Annotated in this window: 19 protein-coding genes and 5 pseudogenes; 21 read left to right on the top strand and 3 right to left on the bottom strand. The window is 53.8% G+C overall.

Annotated elements, in window-relative coordinates; all coding sequences use genetic code 11:
* Positions 1–5: 5 nt before the first annotated feature.
* The 10 genes from rseA (at position 6) to acpS (ending at position 8,766) form a co-directional block, all read left to right on the top strand.
* The gene (rseA, locus tag ACE38U_RS05325) at positions 6–653 is read left to right on the top strand and encodes an anti-sigma-E factor RseA (protein ID WP_176981916.1); all 648 of its coding nucleotides are present in this window, start codon (positions 6–8) and stop codon (positions 651–653) included.
* Positions 653–1,618 (top strand): sigma-E factor regulatory protein RseB, encoded by a 966-nt coding sequence (gene rseB, locus ACE38U_RS05320; RefSeq protein WP_375529299.1) that lies wholly within the window; start codon positions 653–655, stop codon positions 1,616–1,618. Before rseA ends, rseB begins: the two co-directional genes overlap by 1 nt.
* The gene (gene rseC / locus ACE38U_RS05315; protein ID WP_038479790.1) at positions 1,615–2,097 is read left to right on the top strand and encodes a SoxR-reducing system protein RseC; all 483 of its coding nucleotides are present in this window, start codon (positions 1,615–1,617) and stop codon (positions 2,095–2,097) included. Before rseB ends, rseC begins: the two co-directional genes overlap by 4 nt.
* A 194-nt stretch (positions 2,098–2,291) precedes the next feature.
* Entirely contained in the window at positions 2,292–4,091 is a 1,800-nt protein-coding gene (gene lepA, locus ACE38U_RS05310) for a translation elongation factor 4 (protein ID WP_038479793.1), read from the top strand.
* A gap of 14 nt (positions 4,092–4,105) precedes the next feature.
* Positions 4,106–5,080 (top strand): signal peptidase I, encoded by a 975-nt coding sequence (gene lepB / locus ACE38U_RS05305; RefSeq protein ID WP_038479796.1) that lies wholly within the window; start codon positions 4,106–4,108, stop codon positions 5,078–5,080.
* A gap of 172 nt (positions 5,081–5,252) precedes the next feature.
* Positions 5,253–5,933 carry a ribonuclease III gene (gene rnc, locus ACE38U_RS05300; RefSeq protein ID WP_008459505.1) on the top strand — a complete coding sequence of 227 codons (681 nt, stop codon included), beginning with the start codon at positions 5,253–5,255 and terminating at the stop codon, positions 5,931–5,933.
* Positions 5,930–6,838: a GTPase Era gene (gene era, locus ACE38U_RS05295; protein WP_038479801.1), complete on the top strand. Its 909-nt coding sequence runs from the start codon at positions 5,930–5,932 to the stop codon at positions 6,836–6,838. The genes rnc and era overlap by 4 nt, the downstream gene beginning before the upstream one ends.
* Before the next feature lie 4 nt (positions 6,839–6,842).
* On the top strand, positions 6,843–7,580 hold the full coding sequence (recO, locus tag ACE38U_RS05290; protein ID WP_038479804.1) for a DNA repair protein RecO: 738 nt from the start codon (positions 6,843–6,845) through the stop codon (positions 7,578–7,580).
* 74 nt (positions 7,581–7,654) lie between these two features.
* Positions 7,655–8,386: a pyridoxine 5'-phosphate synthase gene (pdxJ, locus tag ACE38U_RS05285; RefSeq protein ID WP_038479807.1), complete on the top strand. Its 732-nt coding sequence runs from the start codon at positions 7,655–7,657 to the stop codon at positions 8,384–8,386.
* Complete coding sequence (gene acpS / locus ACE38U_RS05280) at positions 8,386–8,766, top strand: holo-ACP synthase (RefSeq protein ID WP_038479810.1); 381 nt, start codon at positions 8,386–8,388, stop codon at positions 8,764–8,766. Before pdxJ ends, acpS begins: the two co-directional genes overlap by 1 nt.
* Here the strand turns inward: acpS and ACE38U_RS05275 are convergent.
* A complete protein-coding gene (locus ACE38U_RS05275) occupies positions 8,763–9,023 on the bottom strand; it encodes a YfhL family 4Fe-4S dicluster ferredoxin (protein ID WP_038479813.1) in 261 nt (86 codons plus the stop codon). The two genes, acpS and ACE38U_RS05275, sit on opposite strands and share 4 nt — an antisense overlap.
* A 262-nt stretch (positions 9,024–9,285) precedes the next feature.
* On the opposite strand from ACE38U_RS05275, the gene ACE38U_RS05270 reads away from it, so the two are divergent.
* From ACE38U_RS05270 to ACE38U_RS05220, 11 genes and pseudogenes are all read left to right on the top strand, one after another.
* Positions 9,286–10,032 carry a LexA family transcriptional regulator gene (locus ACE38U_RS05270; protein ID WP_375529298.1) on the top strand — a complete coding sequence of 249 codons (747 nt, stop codon included), beginning with the start codon at positions 9,286–9,288 and terminating at the stop codon, positions 10,030–10,032.
* 286 nt (positions 10,033–10,318) lie between these two features.
* The gene (locus ACE38U_RS05265) at positions 10,319–10,654 is read left to right on the top strand and encodes an antitermination protein N (protein ID WP_375529297.1); all 336 of its coding nucleotides are present in this window, start codon (positions 10,319–10,321) and stop codon (positions 10,652–10,654) included.
* A 57-nt stretch (positions 10,655–10,711) separates the two neighbouring features.
* Positions 10,712–11,011, top strand: coding sequence for a hypothetical protein (locus ACE38U_RS05260; RefSeq protein WP_375529296.1), 300 nt, complete (start codon positions 10,712–10,714; stop codon positions 11,009–11,011).
* The gene (locus tag ACE38U_RS05255) at positions 11,011–11,502 is read left to right on the top strand and encodes a lysozyme (protein WP_375529295.1); all 492 of its coding nucleotides are present in this window, start codon (positions 11,011–11,013) and stop codon (positions 11,500–11,502) included. Before ACE38U_RS05260 ends, ACE38U_RS05255 begins: the two co-directional genes overlap by 1 nt.
* Complete coding sequence (locus ACE38U_RS05250) at positions 11,499–11,951, top strand: lysis protein (RefSeq protein WP_375529294.1); 453 nt, start codon at positions 11,499–11,501, stop codon at positions 11,949–11,951. Before ACE38U_RS05255 ends, ACE38U_RS05250 begins: the two co-directional genes overlap by 4 nt.
* Before the next feature lie 50 nt (positions 11,952–12,001).
* Positions 12,002–12,880: a lipase family alpha/beta hydrolase gene (locus ACE38U_RS05245; RefSeq protein WP_375529293.1), complete on the top strand. Its 879-nt coding sequence runs from the start codon at positions 12,002–12,004 to the stop codon at positions 12,878–12,880.
* Between the two features lie 45 nt (positions 12,881–12,925).
* Positions 12,926–13,336, top strand: a pseudogene (locus tag ACE38U_RS05240) (phage neck terminator protein); the annotation flags it as partial.
* A gap of 39 nt (positions 13,337–13,375) precedes the next feature.
* Positions 13,376–13,521 (top strand): annotated as a pseudogene (locus ACE38U_RS05235) (tail tube family protein); the annotation flags it as partial.
* Positions 13,517–13,657, top strand: a pseudogene (locus ACE38U_RS05230) (DUF2612 domain-containing protein); the annotation flags it as partial. The pseudogenes ACE38U_RS05235 and ACE38U_RS05230, both read left to right, overlap by 5 nt.
* Before the next feature lie 287 nt (positions 13,658–13,944).
* A pseudogene (locus tag ACE38U_RS05225) lies at positions 13,945–14,365 on the top strand (phage tail protein); the annotation flags it as partial.
* Between the two features lie 30 nt (positions 14,366–14,395).
* Positions 14,396–14,737: pseudogene (locus ACE38U_RS05220) on the top strand (tail fiber assembly protein); the annotation flags it as partial.
* Between the two features lie 42 nt (positions 14,738–14,779).
* Here the strand turns inward: ACE38U_RS05220 and ACE38U_RS05215 are convergent.
* Together ACE38U_RS05215 and ACE38U_RS05210 are read right to left on the bottom strand one after the other, a co-directional pair.
* Entirely contained in the window at positions 14,780–15,289 is a 510-nt protein-coding gene (locus ACE38U_RS05215) for a DapH/DapD/GlmU-related protein (protein WP_176981926.1), read from the bottom strand.
* A 648-nt stretch (positions 15,290–15,937) separates the two neighbouring features.
* Positions 15,938–16,786 (bottom strand): MurR/RpiR family transcriptional regulator, encoded by an 849-nt coding sequence (locus ACE38U_RS05210; RefSeq protein ID WP_176981927.1) that lies wholly within the window; start codon positions 16,784–16,786, stop codon positions 15,938–15,940.
* Positions 16,787–16,819 lie beyond the last annotated feature (33 nt).

Raw genomic sequence — 16,819 nt, 5'->3', positions numbered from 1 at the left:
TAGGCATGCAGAAAGAACAACTTTCCGCTTTAATGGATGGCGAATCTCTCGATAGCGAGCTGCTCAACCGTTTGTCTAACGACAGCGAACTGCAGCAAAGTTGGCAGAGTTACCATCTGATCCGCGACACGATGCGCGGAGATACCAGCGAAGTGCTTCATTTCGATATTTCTGCCAACGTGATGGCGGCTATCGCGAATGAACCAGTGCGTAACGTCGCGCCGCTCATTACTGAATCACAGCCGCAGCCTCAGCAATGGCAGAAAATGCCGTTCTGGCATAAGGTGCGTCCGTGGGCAAGCCAGCTGACGCAGATGGGCGTTGCCGCGTGCGTATCGCTTGCGGTTATTGTGGGCGTGCAGCACTATAATGGTCAATCTGACAGCTCAGCTCAGCCGGAAACGCCGGTGTTTAACACCTTGCCGATGATGGGCAAAGCCAGTCCGGTAAGCCTGGGCGTGCCGTCTGAGACCACGGCGAGCAACAGCAGTCAGCAAGTACAGGAACAGCGTCGTCGTATTAACGCTATGCTGCAGGATTATGAATTGCAGCGTCGTTTACACTCCGAGCAGCTCCAGTTTGAACAGGCGCAAACCCAGCAGGCCGCTGTGCAGGTGCCAGGAAACCAAACTTTAGGAACGCAATCGCAGTAATGAAGCAACTTTGGTGTGCCCTGTCTCTCGTGGCAGGCGGCCTGTTGTTCACCTCCAACGCCTCGGCGGACACTGTTTCGTCCGGGGCGTTGTTGCAGCAGATGAACCAGGCGAGTCAGTCACTCAACTATGAGCTGGCGTTTATCAATATCAGCAAGCAAGGGATTGAGTCTCTTAGTTATCGCCACGCACGTCTTGATAATCGCCCGCTTGCTCAATTCCTGCAAATGGACGGCCCGCGTCGTGAGGTCGTGCAGCGCGGCAACGAAATCAGCTACTTTGAACCTGGGCTTGAGCCATTTACGCTCACCGGGGATTACATTGTCGATTCTCTGCCCTCCATCGTTTATACCGACTTCAAGCGCCTGACGCCGTACTACGACTTTATTTCCGTCGGGCGGACGCGTATTGCCGACAGGCTATGCGAAGTGATTCGCGTCGTGGCCCGCGATGGTACGCGCTACAACTATATTGTCTGGATCGATACCGAAACCAAGCTGCCGCTGCGCGTTGATTTACTGGATCGCGACGGCGAAACCCTTGAACAGTTCCGGGTTGTCTCTTTTTCCGTGGGCGATCAGGCGAGCGGCCTGATGCAGAATTTAGCGAAGGCGACATTACCGCCGCTGCTGTCCGTGCCGGGAGCGGAAAAAGCGAAGTTCTCTTGGGCGCCTTCATGGCTGCCGCAAGGGTTTAACGAGGTTTCGAGCAGCCGCAGGCCTCTGCCAACCGTCGGCGTGCCTATTGAATCTCGCCTCTATTCTGACGGCCTGTTCAGCTTCTCGGTGAATATTAGCCAGGCGCCGTCGCAGGGCACCAACGGCGAGCAGCTGGTACGCACCGGCCGCCGTACCGTGAGCACGGAAATTCGCGATAAAACCGAAATCACGGTTGTCGGCGAACTACCTCCGCAAACGGCAAAGCGCATTGGCGATAGCGTCAAGTTCAACGGAGCTGCGCAATGATCAAAGAGTGGGCGACGGTCGTCTCATGGCAAAACGGTGAAGCGTTACTGCACTGTGATGTGAAAGCCTCTTGTAACAGCTGCGCTTCTCGCTCGGGATGCGGCACTCGCGTATTGAATAAGCTGGGGCCGCAGACCAGCCATCTTTTGACTGTTCCAAGCGAACAGCCGCTGGTGGCGGGGCAAAAAGTGGAGCTGGGCATTGCGGAAGGTAGCCTGTTAGGTTCGGCTCTTCTGGTTTATATGTCGCCGCTGGTCGGGCTATTTCTGTGTTCCGGCCTGTTCCAGACTCTGTTTGGGACTAACCTGGCTGCGATGTGCGGTGCTTTGCTCGGCGGTGTTGGCGGCTTTCTGCTCGCGCGCGGTTTTTCCCAACATTTCAGCCGTCGTGAGAGCTGGCAACCGGTGATTCTTAGCGTTGCGCTTGGCCCGGATGCCCTGCGCGTCGACACCGCTTCGCCCCCGGCTGAAAATCAGTAAATTCCCTTCGACTGACCTCTCTTTGCACATCCTGCGTATGGCTTACCGAAGCTTGCAGGATGAGCAGTTTCCTCACTTTCTGGTTGTAGTGTAGAATGCGGCGTTTCAGGCAGAAGACAGTCACTGACATCCTGCTCCGTACAGCGCGAAGCGCCGAGCTCACAGGCCATTTGTAAGGCATAAAACCTCTAACTATGAAGAATATACGTAACTTTTCTATTATTGCCCACATCGACCACGGTAAATCGACGCTGTCTGACCGTATCATCCAGATTTGCGGCGGCCTGTCCGACCGTGAAATGGCCGCGCAGGTCCTCGACTCCATGGATCTGGAACGCGAACGTGGTATCACCATCAAAGCGCAGAGCGTCACCCTCGACTATAAAGCCAGTGACGGTGAAACTTACCAGCTCAACTTCATCGATACCCCGGGGCACGTTGACTTCTCTTATGAAGTTTCCCGCTCGCTGGCGGCCTGTGAAGGCGCGCTGCTGGTGGTTGATGCCGGGCAGGGTGTTGAAGCTCAAACCCTGGCCAACTGCTACACCGCGATGGAAATGGATCTGGAAGTGGTTCCAGTTCTGAACAAAATTGACCTGCCGGCAGCCGATCCAGAACGCGTGGCCGAAGAAATTGAAGACATCGTGGGCATCGACGCCACCGATGCCGTGCGCTGCTCCGCGAAAACCGGCGTTGGCGTACCGGACGTATTAGAACGCCTGGTGCGTGATATCCCGCCACCGGAAGGTGACCCGGATGCGCCGCTGCAGGCGCTGATTATCGACTCCTGGTTCGATAACTATCTGGGCGTTGTTTCCCTGATCCGCGTGAAAAACGGCACCCTGCGTAAGGGCGACAAAGTCAAAGTCATGAGTACCGGGCAGGTGTACAACGCCGACCGCCTTGGCATCTTCACGCCGAAGCAAATTGACCGTACCGAGCTGAAGTGCGGGGAAGTAGGCTGGCTGGTCTGCGCAATTAAAGACATCATGGGCGCGCCGGTGGGCGATACCCTGACCCTGTCCCGTAATCCGGCGGATAAAGCGCTGCCAGGCTTTAAAAAAGTGAAGCCGCAGGTTTATGCTGGCCTGTTCCCGGTTAGCTCCGACGACTACGAAAACTTCCGTGATGCGCTCGGCAAGCTTAGCCTGAACGACGCCTCCCTGTTCTACGAGCCAGAAAGCTCAACGGCGCTGGGCTTCGGCTTCCGCTGTGGCTTCCTGGGCCTGCTGCACATGGAGATCATTCAGGAGCGCCTGGAGCGTGAATACGATCTCGATCTGATCACCACCGCGCCGACCGTAGTTTACGAAGTGCAGACCACCAGCAAAGAGGTTATCTATGTCGACAGCCCGTCCAAGCTGCCGCCGTTAAACAACATTGAAGAGCTGCGTGAGCCAATCGCTGAATGTCACATGCTGCTGCCGCAGGAGTTCCTCGGGAACGTGATTACGCTGTGTATCGAAAAACGCGGCGTGCAGACCAACATGGTGTATCACGGCAACCAGGTTGCGCTGACCTATGAAATCCCAATGGCAGAAGTGGTGCTCGACTTCTTTGACCGTCTGAAGTCTACCTCCCGCGGCTATGCGTCGCTGGATTACAATTTCAAACGTTTCCAGGCTTCCAACATGGTGCGCGTTGATGTACTGATCAATGGCGATCGCGTTGATGCGCTGGCGCTTATCACACACAACGATAACGCGCCGTATCGCGGGCGTGAGTTGGTTGAGAAGATGAGAGAGCTTATCCCTCGCCAGCAGTTTGATATCGCGATTCAGGCGGCCATTGGCAACCACATCATCGCGCGTTCAACGGTGAAACAGCTGCGTAAAAACGTACTGGCAAAATGCTACGGCGGTGACGTGAGCCGTAAGAAAAAGCTGTTGCAGAAACAGAAAGACGGTAAGAAGCGTATGAAGCAGGTCGGTAACGTCGAGCTGCCTCAGGAAGCGTTCCTCGCCATTCTGCATGTCGGCAAAGACGGCAAATAATCTAAGGAGTTGGCATGGCGAATATGTTTGCTTTGATCCTCGTGGTAGCCACGTTGGTGACGGGCATTTTATGGTGTCTGGATAGGTTTATCTTTGCACCTAAGCGTCGTGAAAAACAGGCGGCAGCGCAGGCTGCCACCGGTGATGCACTGGACAAAAAAACGCTCAAAAAAGTGGGCCCGAAACCGGGCTGGCTGGAAACGGGCGCGTCCGTGTTCCCGGTGCTGGCGATCGTGCTGGTGGTGCGTTCATTTATTTATGAACCCTTCCAGATCCCTTCTGGTTCGATGATGCCGACGCTGTTAATCGGCGATTTTATTCTGGTAGAGAAGTTTGCCTACGGAATTAAAGATCCGATTTATCAGAAGACCTTAATTGCAACCGGGCACCCTAAACGCGGCGATATTGCGGTATTTAAATATCCTGAGGATCCACGCCTGGATTATATTAAGCGCGTTGTAGGGCTGCCGGGCGACCGCGTAAGCTACGATCCGCAGTCGAAAGAAGTCACCGTTCAGCCAAACTGCAGTTCCGGCCAGGCCTGTGACAATGCGCTGCCAATCACCTATTCCAACGTGGAAGCCAGTGATTTTGTGCAGACATTTGCCCGCCGCAACGGCAGCGAAGCGACCTCCGGTTTCTTCCAGATGCCGAAAGACCAGACCCGTGATGACGGCGTTCGTCTGAGCGAACGTAAAGAGACGCTCGGCGAAGTCACGCATAACATCCTGACGGTGCCAATTGCCCAGGATCAGGTAGGCATGTACTACCAGCAGTCCGGTCTGCCTTTGGCCACGTGGATTGTTCCACCGGGTCATTATTTCATGATGGGTGATAACCGCGACAATAGCGCAGATAGCCGCTATTGGGGCTTTGTTCCGGAGCAAAATCTGGTCGGTAAAGCGACAGCGATCTGGATGAGTTTCGAGAAACAAGAAGGTGAATGGCCAACGGGTGTTCGTTTGAACCGCATTGGCGGCATTCATTAAACAATTAATCCCACAAACTAACGACATCCCCTGTCGTTGTGTATAGAATATTCCCGCCTTTAAAGATTGGCTCCCGAAAGGGAGCCACGGCACACGAAACAGCGTTGGTTTCCTTTTTTCAGGTCTGTTCCGTGTGCTGAATAGTTGACGCATTCATTAATTTTGGTATCGCATGAATCCCATCGTAATAAATAGGCTGCAGCGGAAGCTGGGCTACACTTTTCAACATCAGGATCTGTTGCAACAGGCATTAACGCACCGCAGTGCCAGCAGCAAACACAACGAGCGTCTTGAGTTTCTGGGTGACTCCATTCTCAGTTATGTTATCGCGAATGCGCTGTATCACCGTTTTCCTCGCGTAGACGAGGGTGATATGAGCCGCATGCGCGCGACGCTGGTGCGTGGCAATACGCTGGCGGAAATCGCCCGTGAGTTCGAACTGGGCGAGTGCCTGCGCCTTGGGCCAGGTGAGCTGAAAAGTGGCGGCTTCCGTCGGGAGTCGATTCTTGCCGATACCGTGGAGGCGCTGATTGGTGGCGTCTTCCTCGACAGTGATATTCAGAACGTTGAGCGTCTGATTCTCTCGTGGTATCAGACCCGTCTCGACGAAATCAGTCCAGGCGACAAGCAAAAAGATCCGAAAACGCGCTTGCAGGAGTATCTGCAGGGCCGCCATCTGCCGCTGCCGTCCTATCTGGTGGTGCAGGTGCGTGGCGAAGCGCACGATCAGGAATTTACCATTCACTGTCAGGTGAGTGGCCTGCCTGAGCCGGTCGTAGGGACAGGTTCAAGCCGCCGTAAAGCGGAACAGGCTGCAGCTGAGCAGGCGCTGAAAAAGCTGGAGCTGGAATGAGCGAAGAAAAAACATATTGCGGCTTTGCGGCCATCGTTGGCCGTCCGAACGTCGGCAAATCCACGCTGCTAAACCAGCTGCTTGGGCAGAAAGTCTCTATTACCTCGCGTAAGGCGCAGACCACGCGTCACCGTATCATGGGCATCCATACCGAAGGGCCGTATCAGGCGATTTACGTCGATACCCCAGGGCTGCACATGGAAGAAAAACGCGCCATCAACCGTTTGATGAACCGTGCCGCGAGCAGCTCTATCGGTGACGTTGAGCTGGTCATTTTCGTTGTCGAAGGCACCCGCTGGACGCCGGATGACGAAATGGTGCTGAACAAACTGCGCGACAGCCGTGCGCCGGTGATTCTGGCCGTTAACAAGGTCGACAACGTACAGGATAAAAGCATTCTGTTGCCGCACCTGCAGTTCCTCGGCAGCCAGATGAACTTCCTGGATATCGTGCCGATTTCTGCGGAAACCGGAATGAACGTCGATACCATCGCCGGGATCGTTCGTAAGCACCTGCCGGAAGCTCTTCATCACTTCCCGGAAGAGTACATTACCGACCGTTCCCAGCGCTTTATGGCATCTGAAATCATCCGTGAAAAACTGATGCGTTTCCTGGGCGCTGAACTGCCGTACTCCGTGACCGTGGAAATTGAGCAGTTTGTGACTAACGAGCGCGGCGGCTACGACATCAACGGGCTGATCCTCGTTGAGCGTGAAGGGCAGAAGAAGATGGTGATTGGCAACAAAGGTGCCAAAATCAAAACCATCGGCATCGAAGCCCGTAAAGACATGGAAGAGATGTTCGAAGCCAAAGTGCACCTCGAACTGTGGGTTAAGGTGAAATCCGGCTGGGCCGACGACGAGCGTGCGCTGCGCAGCCTCGGTTATACCGACGACCTGAGCTAACCTAATGGAAGGCTGGCAACGGGCTTTTGTCCTGCATAGTCGCCCCTGGAGCGAAACCAGCCTTCTGCTCGACCTGTTCTCCGAAGAGTCCGGACGCGTCCGCCTGATAGCTAAAGGCGCGCGCTCCAAACGTTCTAATCTGAAAGGTGCTTTACAGCCTTTTACCCCTCTGCTGGTTCGCTGGGGCGGCCGTGGCGAAGTTAAAACGCTGCGCAGCGCCGAAGCGGTCTCTCTGGCACTCCCCCTTAGCGGTATCACGCTCTACAGTGGCTTGTACGTGAATGAGCTGGTGGCTCGCGTTCTTGAGCAAGAAACCCGCTTTTCCGAGCTGTTCTTTGATTATCTCCACTGTATTCAGGCTTTAGCCGGAGCCATCGGCACGCCGGAGCCTGCGCTGCGCCGTTTTGAGCTGGCGCTGCTGGGGCATCTGGGTTACGGCGTGGACTTCCTGCACTGTGCCGGCAGCGGGGAGAGCGTGGACGACACCATGACCTACACTTATCGCGAAGAAAAAGGCTTCATTGCCAGCGTGGTGATTGGTAACAGCAGCTTTACCGGCCGCCAGCTCAGAGCACTTGCCGAACGCGAATTTCCGGACGCCGACACGCTGCGTGCCGCCAAACGCTTCACCCGCATGGCCCTCAAGCCTTATCTGCAGGGCAAGCCCCTCAAAAGCCGCGAGCTGTTCCGCCAGTTTGTGCCTAAAAAAACGCCACCTAAACCTTCGGATAGCTCACAGTAATCACAGAACGTAGCCAGGCTTTCCCCGGCAGGTGTACACTGCCCGGCATCTGTCTGCGAACTCTGAGGATTGTCATGGCTGAATTACTGTTAGGCGTCAACATCGATCACATCGCTACCCTGCGCAATGCGCGCGGTACGGCGTACCCGGATCCGGTTCAGGCCGCGTTTATCGCGGAGCAGGCGGGAGCCGACGGCATTACCGTGCACCTGCGCGAAGATCGCCGCCATATCACCGACCGTGACGTTCGCGTCCTGCGTGAAACCCTCGATACTCGCATGAACCTTGAAATGGCGGTCACCGAAGAGATGATCGGTATTGCCTGCCAGACTAAACCTCATTTCTGCTGCCTGGTGCCGGAAAAGCGTCAGGAAGTGACCACCGAAGGCGGCCTTGACGTCGCCGGTCAGTTAGACAAAATGCGCGATGCCTGCCAGCGTCTGGCCGATGCGGGCATTCTGGTGTCCCTGTTTATTGATGCCGACCATGCGCAGATTGACGCCGCGGTTGCCGTAGGCGCGCCTTACATTGAAATTCATACCGGCTGCTATGCGGATGCAGAGGATGAAGCCACTCAGGCCAAAGAGCTGGCGCGTATCGCCGAAGCCGCGAGCTATGCTGCTGCTAAAGGATTGAAGGTCAATGCTGGCCATGGCCTGACCTACCACAACGTCCAGGCCATTGCTCGTATTCCTGAAATGCATGAGCTGAACATTGGCCACGCGATTATCGGGCGTGCGGTGATGAGCGGTCTGAAAGAAGCCGTGGCTGAAATGAAACGCCTGATGCAGGAAGCGCGTCGCTAATGGCGATTCTGGGCCTCGGCACGGATATCGTGGAGATTGCGCGCATTGAGAGCGTAATCTCCCGCTCGGGCGACAGGCTGGCGAAACGCGTGCTGAGCCAGAACGAATGGGCTCAGTATCAGGCTCATCAGCAGCCGGTGCGTTTTCTGGCTAAGCGTTTTGCGGTAAAAGAGGCGGCGGCTAAAGCGTTTGGCACCGGCATTCGCAACGGGCTGGCGTTTAATCAGTTCGAAGTGTTTAACGACCCGCTTGGCAAGCCTCAGCTGCGGTTTTGGGAAGAGGCGCAGCGGCTGGCGGAAAAAATGGGCGTGCGCTCGGTGCACGTTACGCTGGCGGACGAACGTCATTACGCCTGTGCGACGGTGATAATCGAAAGCTAGAGTTTATCCGCATGGTGGAGCAGCACGAACTTATCCCACAGCTGCTCTTCATTTTCTTTGTGCGCCGGGTCGCTGATAATCGTCCCTGGAATGGGGCAAACTTTCTGGCAGGTCGGGGTTTCGTAGTGGCCAACGCATTCCGTGCAGCGGTCGGTATCGATCTGGTAGATAGAATCTCCCATCGAGATAGCCTGGTTCGGGCACTCCGGCTCGCACATATCGCAGTTGATGCACTTCTTCGTAATTAATAACGCCATTTCAACCTGTTACCTGAACCCGCCGATCTAAAAGATATATTCACATTTCGCGCTCGAAAAATTGCAAAAGCATGTATATTTAACCAGTATTAAATTTGGTTAAACGAAGCTGCTTAAGCAAGGAAGTTTCGATGGCGCGCACTTTACCACAAAAGCAAATCATCCCCAATGACACTGAGCCTTTAAGTTTTGTGCTTTGTGTACTTTCAGTACGTGTTATCATTGAACTATTGGTCACGATAAACACGACAGGATCGTACTTATGGTACAGAGAGAGCAACTGCGCGAAGCATTCTCCCGCAGGCTGGCGCAGGCCTGCAGCGAAGCAAACCTCGATGAGTTTGGGCGCGGTATGGCAATAGCGCGCGCGCTGGGCGTTTCCTCCAAGGCCGTCAGCAAGTGGCTTAACGCTGAAGCTATGCCCAGGCAGGACAAGATGTACGAACTGGCGACCTTTCTCCAGGCCGATGTTCTGTGGCTCCAGCACGGCAGCGAAAGTGGCTATGTTGCCGAAGGGCGTGAAAATGCCGCCCATTCAGAAGAGACGGCAATCTACGATTTCCAGCCGCGCGAAGAGCAGGGGTTCCGCATCGATGTGCTGGATATAGAAGCCAGCGCCGGGCCGGGGCGGCTGATTTCCAGCGAAGTGACTGAGACAATCAACCATATCGTTTACGACAGCCAGGAGGCGCTGGAACTGTTTGGTCACCGCCCGGCCTCGACGATCAAGGTGATTACCGTCACCGGCGACAGCATGTCCGGCACCATCGAACTGGGCGACTATATCTTTGTGGACATCGGCAAAGATTATTTCGACGGGGACGGGATTTACGTGTTCCTCTATAAAGGGCAACTGCTGGTGAAGCGCCTGCAAATGACCCACGACTGCCTGCTGGTGCGTTCGGACAACCCCAAATATGCCGACTGGCGCATCAGCGAAGAGAACGAACAGAATCTCAAAATCATTGGCCGGGTGATGTATAGCCATTCGATTCGCCGTCACGCATGAATCCTTTCTCTCCTGCTGATGTTTCGAATCCCGCGCAAGCGGGTTTTTTTTACTTTGTATTTTAGATGGTTAGCTTACTTTTGCATTTTTTTATCTATAATTCGTACTTTTGGTTCTTGACTGATTTGTACCATTGGTTCAATATCAATTCATCGGCAGGACGCACCGACTCACAAGGCAAGTGAACGCTCCTTAACATCAGGCCCTGAAAAAGGGCACATACACCAAAGCAAGAAGCTTTGGGATATCGCAGAGATATCACCAAAGTTGATTGACAGGAGGTTGTATGGACGCACAGACACGCCGCCGCCAGCGCCGCGAAGCTAAGCAGGCCGCCTGGAAAGCCGCTAACCCGCTTTTCGTTGGGGTGAGGGCAAAACCTGACGTAAGGCCCATTCTCTCGTTAACCCGCAAACCTACGCCCCGGCCTGATAAGGCGCTGGAGGTCATTAACATTTATGGTCTGCAAATCATCCAGCAGGCTGAATACCATTCCCGGCTGCGTCAGAAGCTGGACGCCAGGCAGAGAAGTGTTTATCAGGCCGCGCCGATGACGGAGTCCGGCTTACCGCAGGCTTCCGGCAGGCAAACCCGACGTGGGAAATCTATCCCGCTGATTTAATACCGCAGTCCTTCTTTACCCCAACGGCAGTTCGACACTTCAACCGAAGGTTCCCCCATGAATGACCAACCCGCAAATCTGGTCACGCAGTCTTTTGCGTGGCTGGCGGCGCTTGCCGCCGGTCTGGGTATCACGACACAGGATATGGTCTACATGATATTCGGACTGCTTAGCGTACTGATTTCACTGGCTTCGTGGCTGGGAGGCAGGCTGGATGCTCGCCGACAGCGCCTTGAAGACCAAAAGCGCACCCGCATCCTCCAGACGTTGGTGGATGACTTGCAGAACCGAAACCGAGCCGAGCAGATTGAGATTGTCAGGGCAGTCAGCAAGGTACTGAAAAAGGCAGGCAGCTAATGGCTCTTTCTCCCGGACTCAGAAAAGCATTATTCGGATTGTCAGGGGCGGGCGCTCTGACCATCGCCGGCACGCTACTGCCCGAGCTTGAAGGCGTGAGCTACAGGCCGTATTACGATGTCGCCGGGGTGCTCACGGTCTGTTACGGCCATACCGGCAATGACATTATTCCCGATAAAACGTACAGCCCATCAGAGTGCCAGACCTTACTTGATAAAGATCTCCGCCCCGCAGCACAGGCGGTATCAAAAGCGGTAACCGTTCCGGTTAGTGAGTACCAACGCGCGGCATTAATCAGCTTTACCTATAACGTTGGGACCACCGCCTTCCTGCGCTCCTCCGTGCTAAGGGCGTTAAATGCCGGAGATTACGGGCAGGCCTGCGCCGGGTTGAAAAAATGGATTTGGGCGGGCGGCAAACAGTGGCAAGGGCTAATCAACCGTCGCGAAGTCGAGTACCAGCTTTGTCGCTGGCCGGAGGCGGAAAAATGAAGCCGGTCACCCCGATTGTGCTGGTGGTTTTTGCTCTGCTTATCGCGAGCTGTTGGTGGTTTCATCAGCGCTATGACGCTCAAAAGCAAAGGGCTGAGTCAGCTTTGCAGCAGCTTGCTCAACAGAAAACTGAACTGCAAAACCTTGTGCAACGCCAGCGGGCTGTCGCCGGGCTTGATGCTCACTATAGCGAGGAGTTAACCCATGCCAGGCTCACCATTGAAAATCTGCAGCGTGATGTGGCCGCTGGTGCTCGGCGGCTGCGCGTCAGCGCCACCTGCCAAACAGTGCCTCGCCCCACCTCCACCTCCGGGCTGGATGATGCAGCCTCCCCCGGACTTACTGACGCCGCTGAACGGGATTATTTCCGTCTCCGGGAGCGTATCGAAACGAGCAACAAGCAGCTAGCGGGGCTGCAGGAGTACATCCGCAATCAGTGCCTGAGATAAGCCTCGAATTTTCGAGGCTTTTTTATTCCTACGTCAAAGAGGTCATTCCTATGTCTACATCCCTGAAGTACCCGATTGTTCTGGTTCACGGCCTGTTGGGTTTCGACAAAATCGGCGGGATCTATCCCTATTTCTACGGCATCAAAGAGGCGCTGGAGAAGGCCGGGGCTAAGGTTTACATCGCCACGCTTTCCGCGCTGAACAGCAATGAGATGCGCGGTGAACAGCTGCTTGAGTTTGTTCGTAAAGTGCAGGCCGAAACCGGTGCGGCGAAAGTTAACCTGATCGGCCACAGCCAGGGCCCGCTGGCCTGTCGTTACGTCGCGGCGACCCATCCGGATCTTATCGCCTCGGTGACCTCCGTGAACGGCGTTAACCACGGCTCTGAAGTCGCAGACCTGGTTCGCCTGGCGCTGAAGCCGGGGCGCTTGCCGGAGTCTATCGCCAATGCAGCGCTGTCGGCCTTTGGCCAGCTGCTTTCTGCCCTGGCCGGTGAGCCTCGCCTGCCTCAATCCGGCGTCGACGCTCTGGATGCGTTGACCAGCGAAGGGGTGGCGGCCTTTAACAAGAAGTACCCGCAGGGGCTTCCGGCAGAGTGGGGCGGCCAGGGTAAAGAGCTGGATAACGGCGTTTACTACTACTCATGGAGCGGGATTATCGACTACAACCCGCTGCATCAGGGGATGAACAACCTGGACCCGCTGCACGTCGCCATGCTGGCATTTTCCATCCTGTTTACCAACGAACGTTTCCAGAACGACGGCCTGGTCGGCCGCTACAGCAGCCATCTGGGCAAGGTGATTGGCTCGGATTATTCAATGGATCACGTTGATGCCATTAACCAGCTGGCCGGCGTGGTCGCCAACAACACCGACCCAGTGAAACTGTACGTCGACCATTTGGCTCGCCTGCAAGCGAAGGGACTGTAAGCCTGAACCTAACCGCCTGCGGGCGGTTTTTCTTTGGAGAAATCAATGAATGACACCACGCGTCCAGGCTTTCTGACGCCGTTGGGGGCATCGCCACACTACGACGATGCACTCGATGCGGATCTTACAGGCTGGATAGTCGGCGTATCAGGCCTGCCGCCGGAAATGGTGATGGCGAAGTGGAGCGATCCACCGCCCGCCACGCCGGAAGCTGGCATTACCTGGTGTGACTTTTTTACCAACGTGAAGCAGGCTGAAACGCCTTTCTTCCATTCGCAGGACAGCGACCAGAGCGTGCTGCAAAGCACCGAATCCGTTGACGTCACCTGCAGCTTTTATGGTCCAGGAGCCCAGGCGGTGGCTGCTCTATTTCGCGATGGCCTGAACGTGCCGCAAAACAACGCCGAGCTGAACAGGCTGGATCTCACATTTTTGCAGTGCGGTGAAATCACGCCGGACCCTGAATTTATCAACAACCAGTGGCTACGCCGCTACACCCTCACCGTGACGCTGATGAAAACCTCCCCGGTGAACAAAAGCTGATGCAGGCCTACAACGCTCAAACGCTCTCTTCCGCGATGTGGGGACGGAACACTATTGTGGTGCGCAATACGTCATCTGGTGACCTGGTTTCGGCAAGCGGCGGGAGTCTGGGCGGGGGATATTCAGACACCTTCGGTTGAAGCGCCGTCTCAGGGCGGCAAATTCTTTGGTTTTGATATCAACAATCACTATATCGCCGGTTTTGACGACGGCGCATGGGAGAGGAAACTCTAATGGCTACAAATCAGTGTAAACCTTTTACAACCCGGCCTGACGCCAACGTCACGCCGTAAAATGAATGGGAAAATTTGCCCGCGCTGTTAAGCGGCTTTGCCGGCGGTAAGGCCAGCAGCGCTCAGGTGAATAAAGCGTTGCGCCAGGGAACATTTTGCGCGGCTGGGTTAGCACAATTTATCTCAGAAGTAGCCGATGCAGATGTGTTGGATGACGGCGACATTAACAATTTTGCCAGCATATTGAAAAATGCGGTCACCCAGGTGGCAAAACAAGCCACCGTTACGCTTTCAGGCCGGCCATTTGACCCGGAGCAATATCCCAACCTTGCGATTGCCTATCCCAACGCCGTTATCCCAGATATGCGTGGGCAGATGATAAAAGGTAAGCCCGTTAACGGGCGTGCTGTCCTCTGCGCTGAAGCTGACGGTATTAAATTGCATAACCACACGGCGAGTGCAGCGGCTACCGACTTGGGAACTAAAGGAACAGATGCGCAAGGTCAGCATTCTCATGCTATTCAAAATTACCCAGCTTATGAATGGAAGGTACCAGTGAATAACGGGATTTATGATGGGAATAAATACCACAGTATCTTCAACGGATGCTGCCGGTAGCCATGGCCATACCGTCACTGTTGATGCTGTCGGTAATACAGAAAACACCGTAAAAAATATGGCATTTAACTACATTGTGAAGCTTGCATAATTTTCCGGTTATAAATCTGGATAAATAATTATGTCATTTAAAATGAATGAAGCAGCACAAACTATTAAAATTTATAATCTGCGTGCAGATACCCAAGAGTTTATCGGTGCTGGTGATGCTTATATAGCGCCACATACTGGGTTACCAGCATATTGCACAGACATTGAACCGCCGAAAATTCCAGATAATCATGTGGCGATTTTTGATGAAAAAAAATTGCTCTGGACTCTGGTAGAGGATCATCGGAGCAAAACTGTTTATGACACCAGAACAGGCAATGCAATCACTGTCACAGAAATTGGCCCTTTACCTGACCACTCAACCTCTTTATCTCCCGATGGGGTCTATCAGAAATGGAATGGTAAGGCCTGGTGTTTCAGCGTAAAAAATTAATGTTGGATAGGCTATCCAGCATTAGCTTAGATCTCTTTTGTATATAGCAGGTGTTCCAGCATACATGGAGTTAGCGGGAACATTTGTTGTTACAACGCTGTTCGCAGCAATAACGCTGTTATCTCCAATAGTTATGCCGGGCAACACGACGGCACCTGCGCCGATCCATACGTTTTCCCCTATGTTTATCGGAGCTAGAATGTTTACACCATGTCGCAAAGCCGGTTCTACATGGTGACTGACCGTGGTTAACGTTACGTTGGGGCCAATCATGGTTCCTGTTTTTATTGTTATCATCTCATTATCAAGGAAGTTACATCCAACATTAACAAGCACTTCACCGGAAAAATGTATATTTCCAAATTCAAAATAAAAAGGCGCTACTATAGATGATTTATTATCAATTTTAATTCCGGCCTTAGAGAGTATCTTGTTTTTCTTTCTCCGAGACGAATATGATGTATTGAAAAATAACCTGGCTTTTTTGGGTTCTAATTTTTTCTTGAGCAAGTAAAAATAATATCTAATCATTTTTGTGTTTAAACCTTAGCACCAATATCGTGCATTTTTCCCAGTATTTTCGAGCCCACTGAGTATCTATGAAGAAGAGGATGTGGAGGGATATGATACGCGGTTTTGCGCCATCTGTGTATTTTCCCCAGCAGTTTTTGCTAGCAACACCTGCCAGATCTGCTATTTGGTTACAAGAGTATCCTGGCTCGATTTCTCGCGCTTAAAGTTGTGCTGGAGTGGGGCGAGTATTCTTCGACTAGCCGTATAATTAACCTCTTAAAAGCCCCCGAAAGAACTCCGTGTCAAATCGGTTTGAGCAGGAAGGCCGTTACGGCTGCATGACAATTGGTACCACGCTGATTTTCTGTTTAGCTTTGAGGTTGATGCTAACCGCTTTGCGATTTCGGCACGAATTTTTCCCAGTTCAACGGTGGTCAGATCGTTTGTGCTCATCCTTCTTCCTTTCGGGTTTGGTTGTGGCTTTTCTACCTTCCTTATGTGATTAACGATAGCGCTATGGATGTTACCTAAAACGAAGGTTTTTTATATGTGATCGTAGATTGAGAATTAACAGCTCTGATGTTGAGTAGCCGGAAACATTGGGTGATATTATCATCCAATAGTATTATTGATTGCCGGGAGTTCTATCCCTGTGTCAATTTCTCCCTAAACCAGCTTCCTCACCAACGCCTCGCTCTGGCGAATCCGCTCCGGCGCGTTTTCCAGATCCTGCTGCACCAGCGCCATAAATAGCAGGTCTGTCAGCATCATCTGGGCGCTAGTGGAGGAGATGGCCGCGCTACGCGTCGCCTGTTCTTCTGCGATGGTGTAGAGACACAGGCTGGCGCGTTGCTGTAAAGCGTTAGGCGTGAATCCGGTAATGGCGAGGATTTTCGCGCCTGCGTTAAGCGCTTCATCGGCGGCCAGATTTATCTCCCGGCGCTCGCCCGAATAGGAAATGGCGAGCAGCACGTCTTCCGGCGTCATTGCCTGTACGGTTGCCAGTAGGGCATGCATATCCTGCTCGGCGACGGCGTGAATGCCAATCTTCATTAACTTCCACGAAAAATTCTTCGCTACAAGGCCAGAGGCGCCTATTCCCACCAGCATCACGCGCCGCGCATTGCGCAGCAGTGAAACGCTCGCCAGCAGCTTCTCTTCCGCATTGATATCCAGCGTGGCGTGCATCGCCGCGATATTCTCTTTAATCAACTTCTCCCCAACAAGCCGCAGCGGGTCATCCCCTAAAATTTGGTTATGCACCGGCACGGAGTTAGGATTTTGGCCGCTGGCGAGCGCTTCGCTGATGGCCAGCTTCATCGCTGGAAAGCCTTTGAACCCGAGCTTCTGCGCGAATTTTACGACGCTGGACTGGCTGACGCCGGCTTCTTCCGCCAGCTGCTGTGAACTGAGATGGCGTGCACGATCGGGCTCGGCGAGCAGAAAGTCGGCCAGCTTGCGGTCACTCTGGGCCAGCATGGCGTAACGGCTTCGAATGCGCAGTAAACAGTTCATTTCACCTCCGGGACGGCAATTCCGATAACGACT

The organism is Cedecea selenatireducens (genome assembly GCF_042138895.1).
Classification (GTDB): Bacteria; Pseudomonadota; Gammaproteobacteria; order Enterobacterales; family Enterobacteriaceae; genus Cedecea; species Cedecea selenatireducens.
Note: the sequence above shows the minus strand (reverse complement) of the source record. Positions and strands in the feature narration are given on the sequence as shown.

What these genes read in the sequence shown, in the direction of transcription:
- rseA (WP_176981916.1), top strand. Translation starts at nt 6, where the DNA reads ATGCAGAAAGAACAACTTTCCGCTTTAATGGATGGCGAATCTCTCGAT.
- rseB (WP_375529299.1), top strand. Translation starts at nt 653, where the DNA reads ATGAAGCAACTTTGGTGTGCCCTGTCTCTCGTGGCAGGCGGCCTGTTG.
- rseC (WP_038479790.1), top strand. Translation starts at nt 1,615, where the DNA reads ATGATCAAAGAGTGGGCGACGGTCGTCTCATGGCAAAACGGTGAAGCG.
- lepA (WP_038479793.1), top strand. Translation starts at nt 2,292, where the DNA reads ATGAAGAATATACGTAACTTTTCTATTATTGCCCACATCGACCACGGT.
- lepB (WP_038479796.1), top strand. Translation starts at nt 4,106, where the DNA reads ATGGCGAATATGTTTGCTTTGATCCTCGTGGTAGCCACGTTGGTGACG.
- rnc (WP_008459505.1), top strand. Translation starts at nt 5,253, where the DNA reads ATGAATCCCATCGTAATAAATAGGCTGCAGCGGAAGCTGGGCTACACT.
- era (WP_038479801.1), top strand. Translation starts at nt 5,930, where the DNA reads ATGAGCGAAGAAAAAACATATTGCGGCTTTGCGGCCATCGTTGGCCGT.
- recO (WP_038479804.1), top strand. Translation starts at nt 6,843, where the DNA reads ATGGAAGGCTGGCAACGGGCTTTTGTCCTGCATAGTCGCCCCTGGAGC.
- pdxJ (WP_038479807.1), top strand. Translation starts at nt 7,655, where the DNA reads ATGGCTGAATTACTGTTAGGCGTCAACATCGATCACATCGCTACCCTG.
- acpS (WP_038479810.1), top strand. Translation starts at nt 8,386, where the DNA reads ATGGCGATTCTGGGCCTCGGCACGGATATCGTGGAGATTGCGCGCATT.
- ACE38U_RS05275 (WP_038479813.1), bottom strand. Translation starts at nt 9,023, where the DNA reads ATGGCGTTATTAATTACGAAGAAGTGCATCAACTGCGATATGTGCGAG.
- ACE38U_RS05270 (WP_375529298.1), top strand. Translation starts at nt 9,286, where the DNA reads ATGGTACAGAGAGAGCAACTGCGCGAAGCATTCTCCCGCAGGCTGGCG.
- ACE38U_RS05265 (WP_375529297.1), top strand. Translation starts at nt 10,319, where the DNA reads ATGGACGCACAGACACGCCGCCGCCAGCGCCGCGAAGCTAAGCAGGCC.
- ACE38U_RS05260 (WP_375529296.1), top strand. Translation starts at nt 10,712, where the DNA reads ATGAATGACCAACCCGCAAATCTGGTCACGCAGTCTTTTGCGTGGCTG.
- ACE38U_RS05255 (WP_375529295.1), top strand. Translation starts at nt 11,011, where the DNA reads ATGGCTCTTTCTCCCGGACTCAGAAAAGCATTATTCGGATTGTCAGGG.
- ACE38U_RS05250 (WP_375529294.1), top strand. Translation starts at nt 11,499, where the DNA reads ATGAAGCCGGTCACCCCGATTGTGCTGGTGGTTTTTGCTCTGCTTATC.
- ACE38U_RS05245 (WP_375529293.1), top strand. Translation starts at nt 12,002, where the DNA reads ATGTCTACATCCCTGAAGTACCCGATTGTTCTGGTTCACGGCCTGTTG.
- ACE38U_RS05215 (WP_176981926.1), bottom strand. Translation starts at nt 15,289, where the DNA reads ATGATTAGATATTATTTTTACTTGCTCAAGAAAAAATTAGAACCCAAA.
- ACE38U_RS05210 (WP_176981927.1), bottom strand. Translation starts at nt 16,786, where the DNA reads ATGAACTGTTTACTGCGCATTCGAAGCCGTTACGCCATGCTGGCCCAG.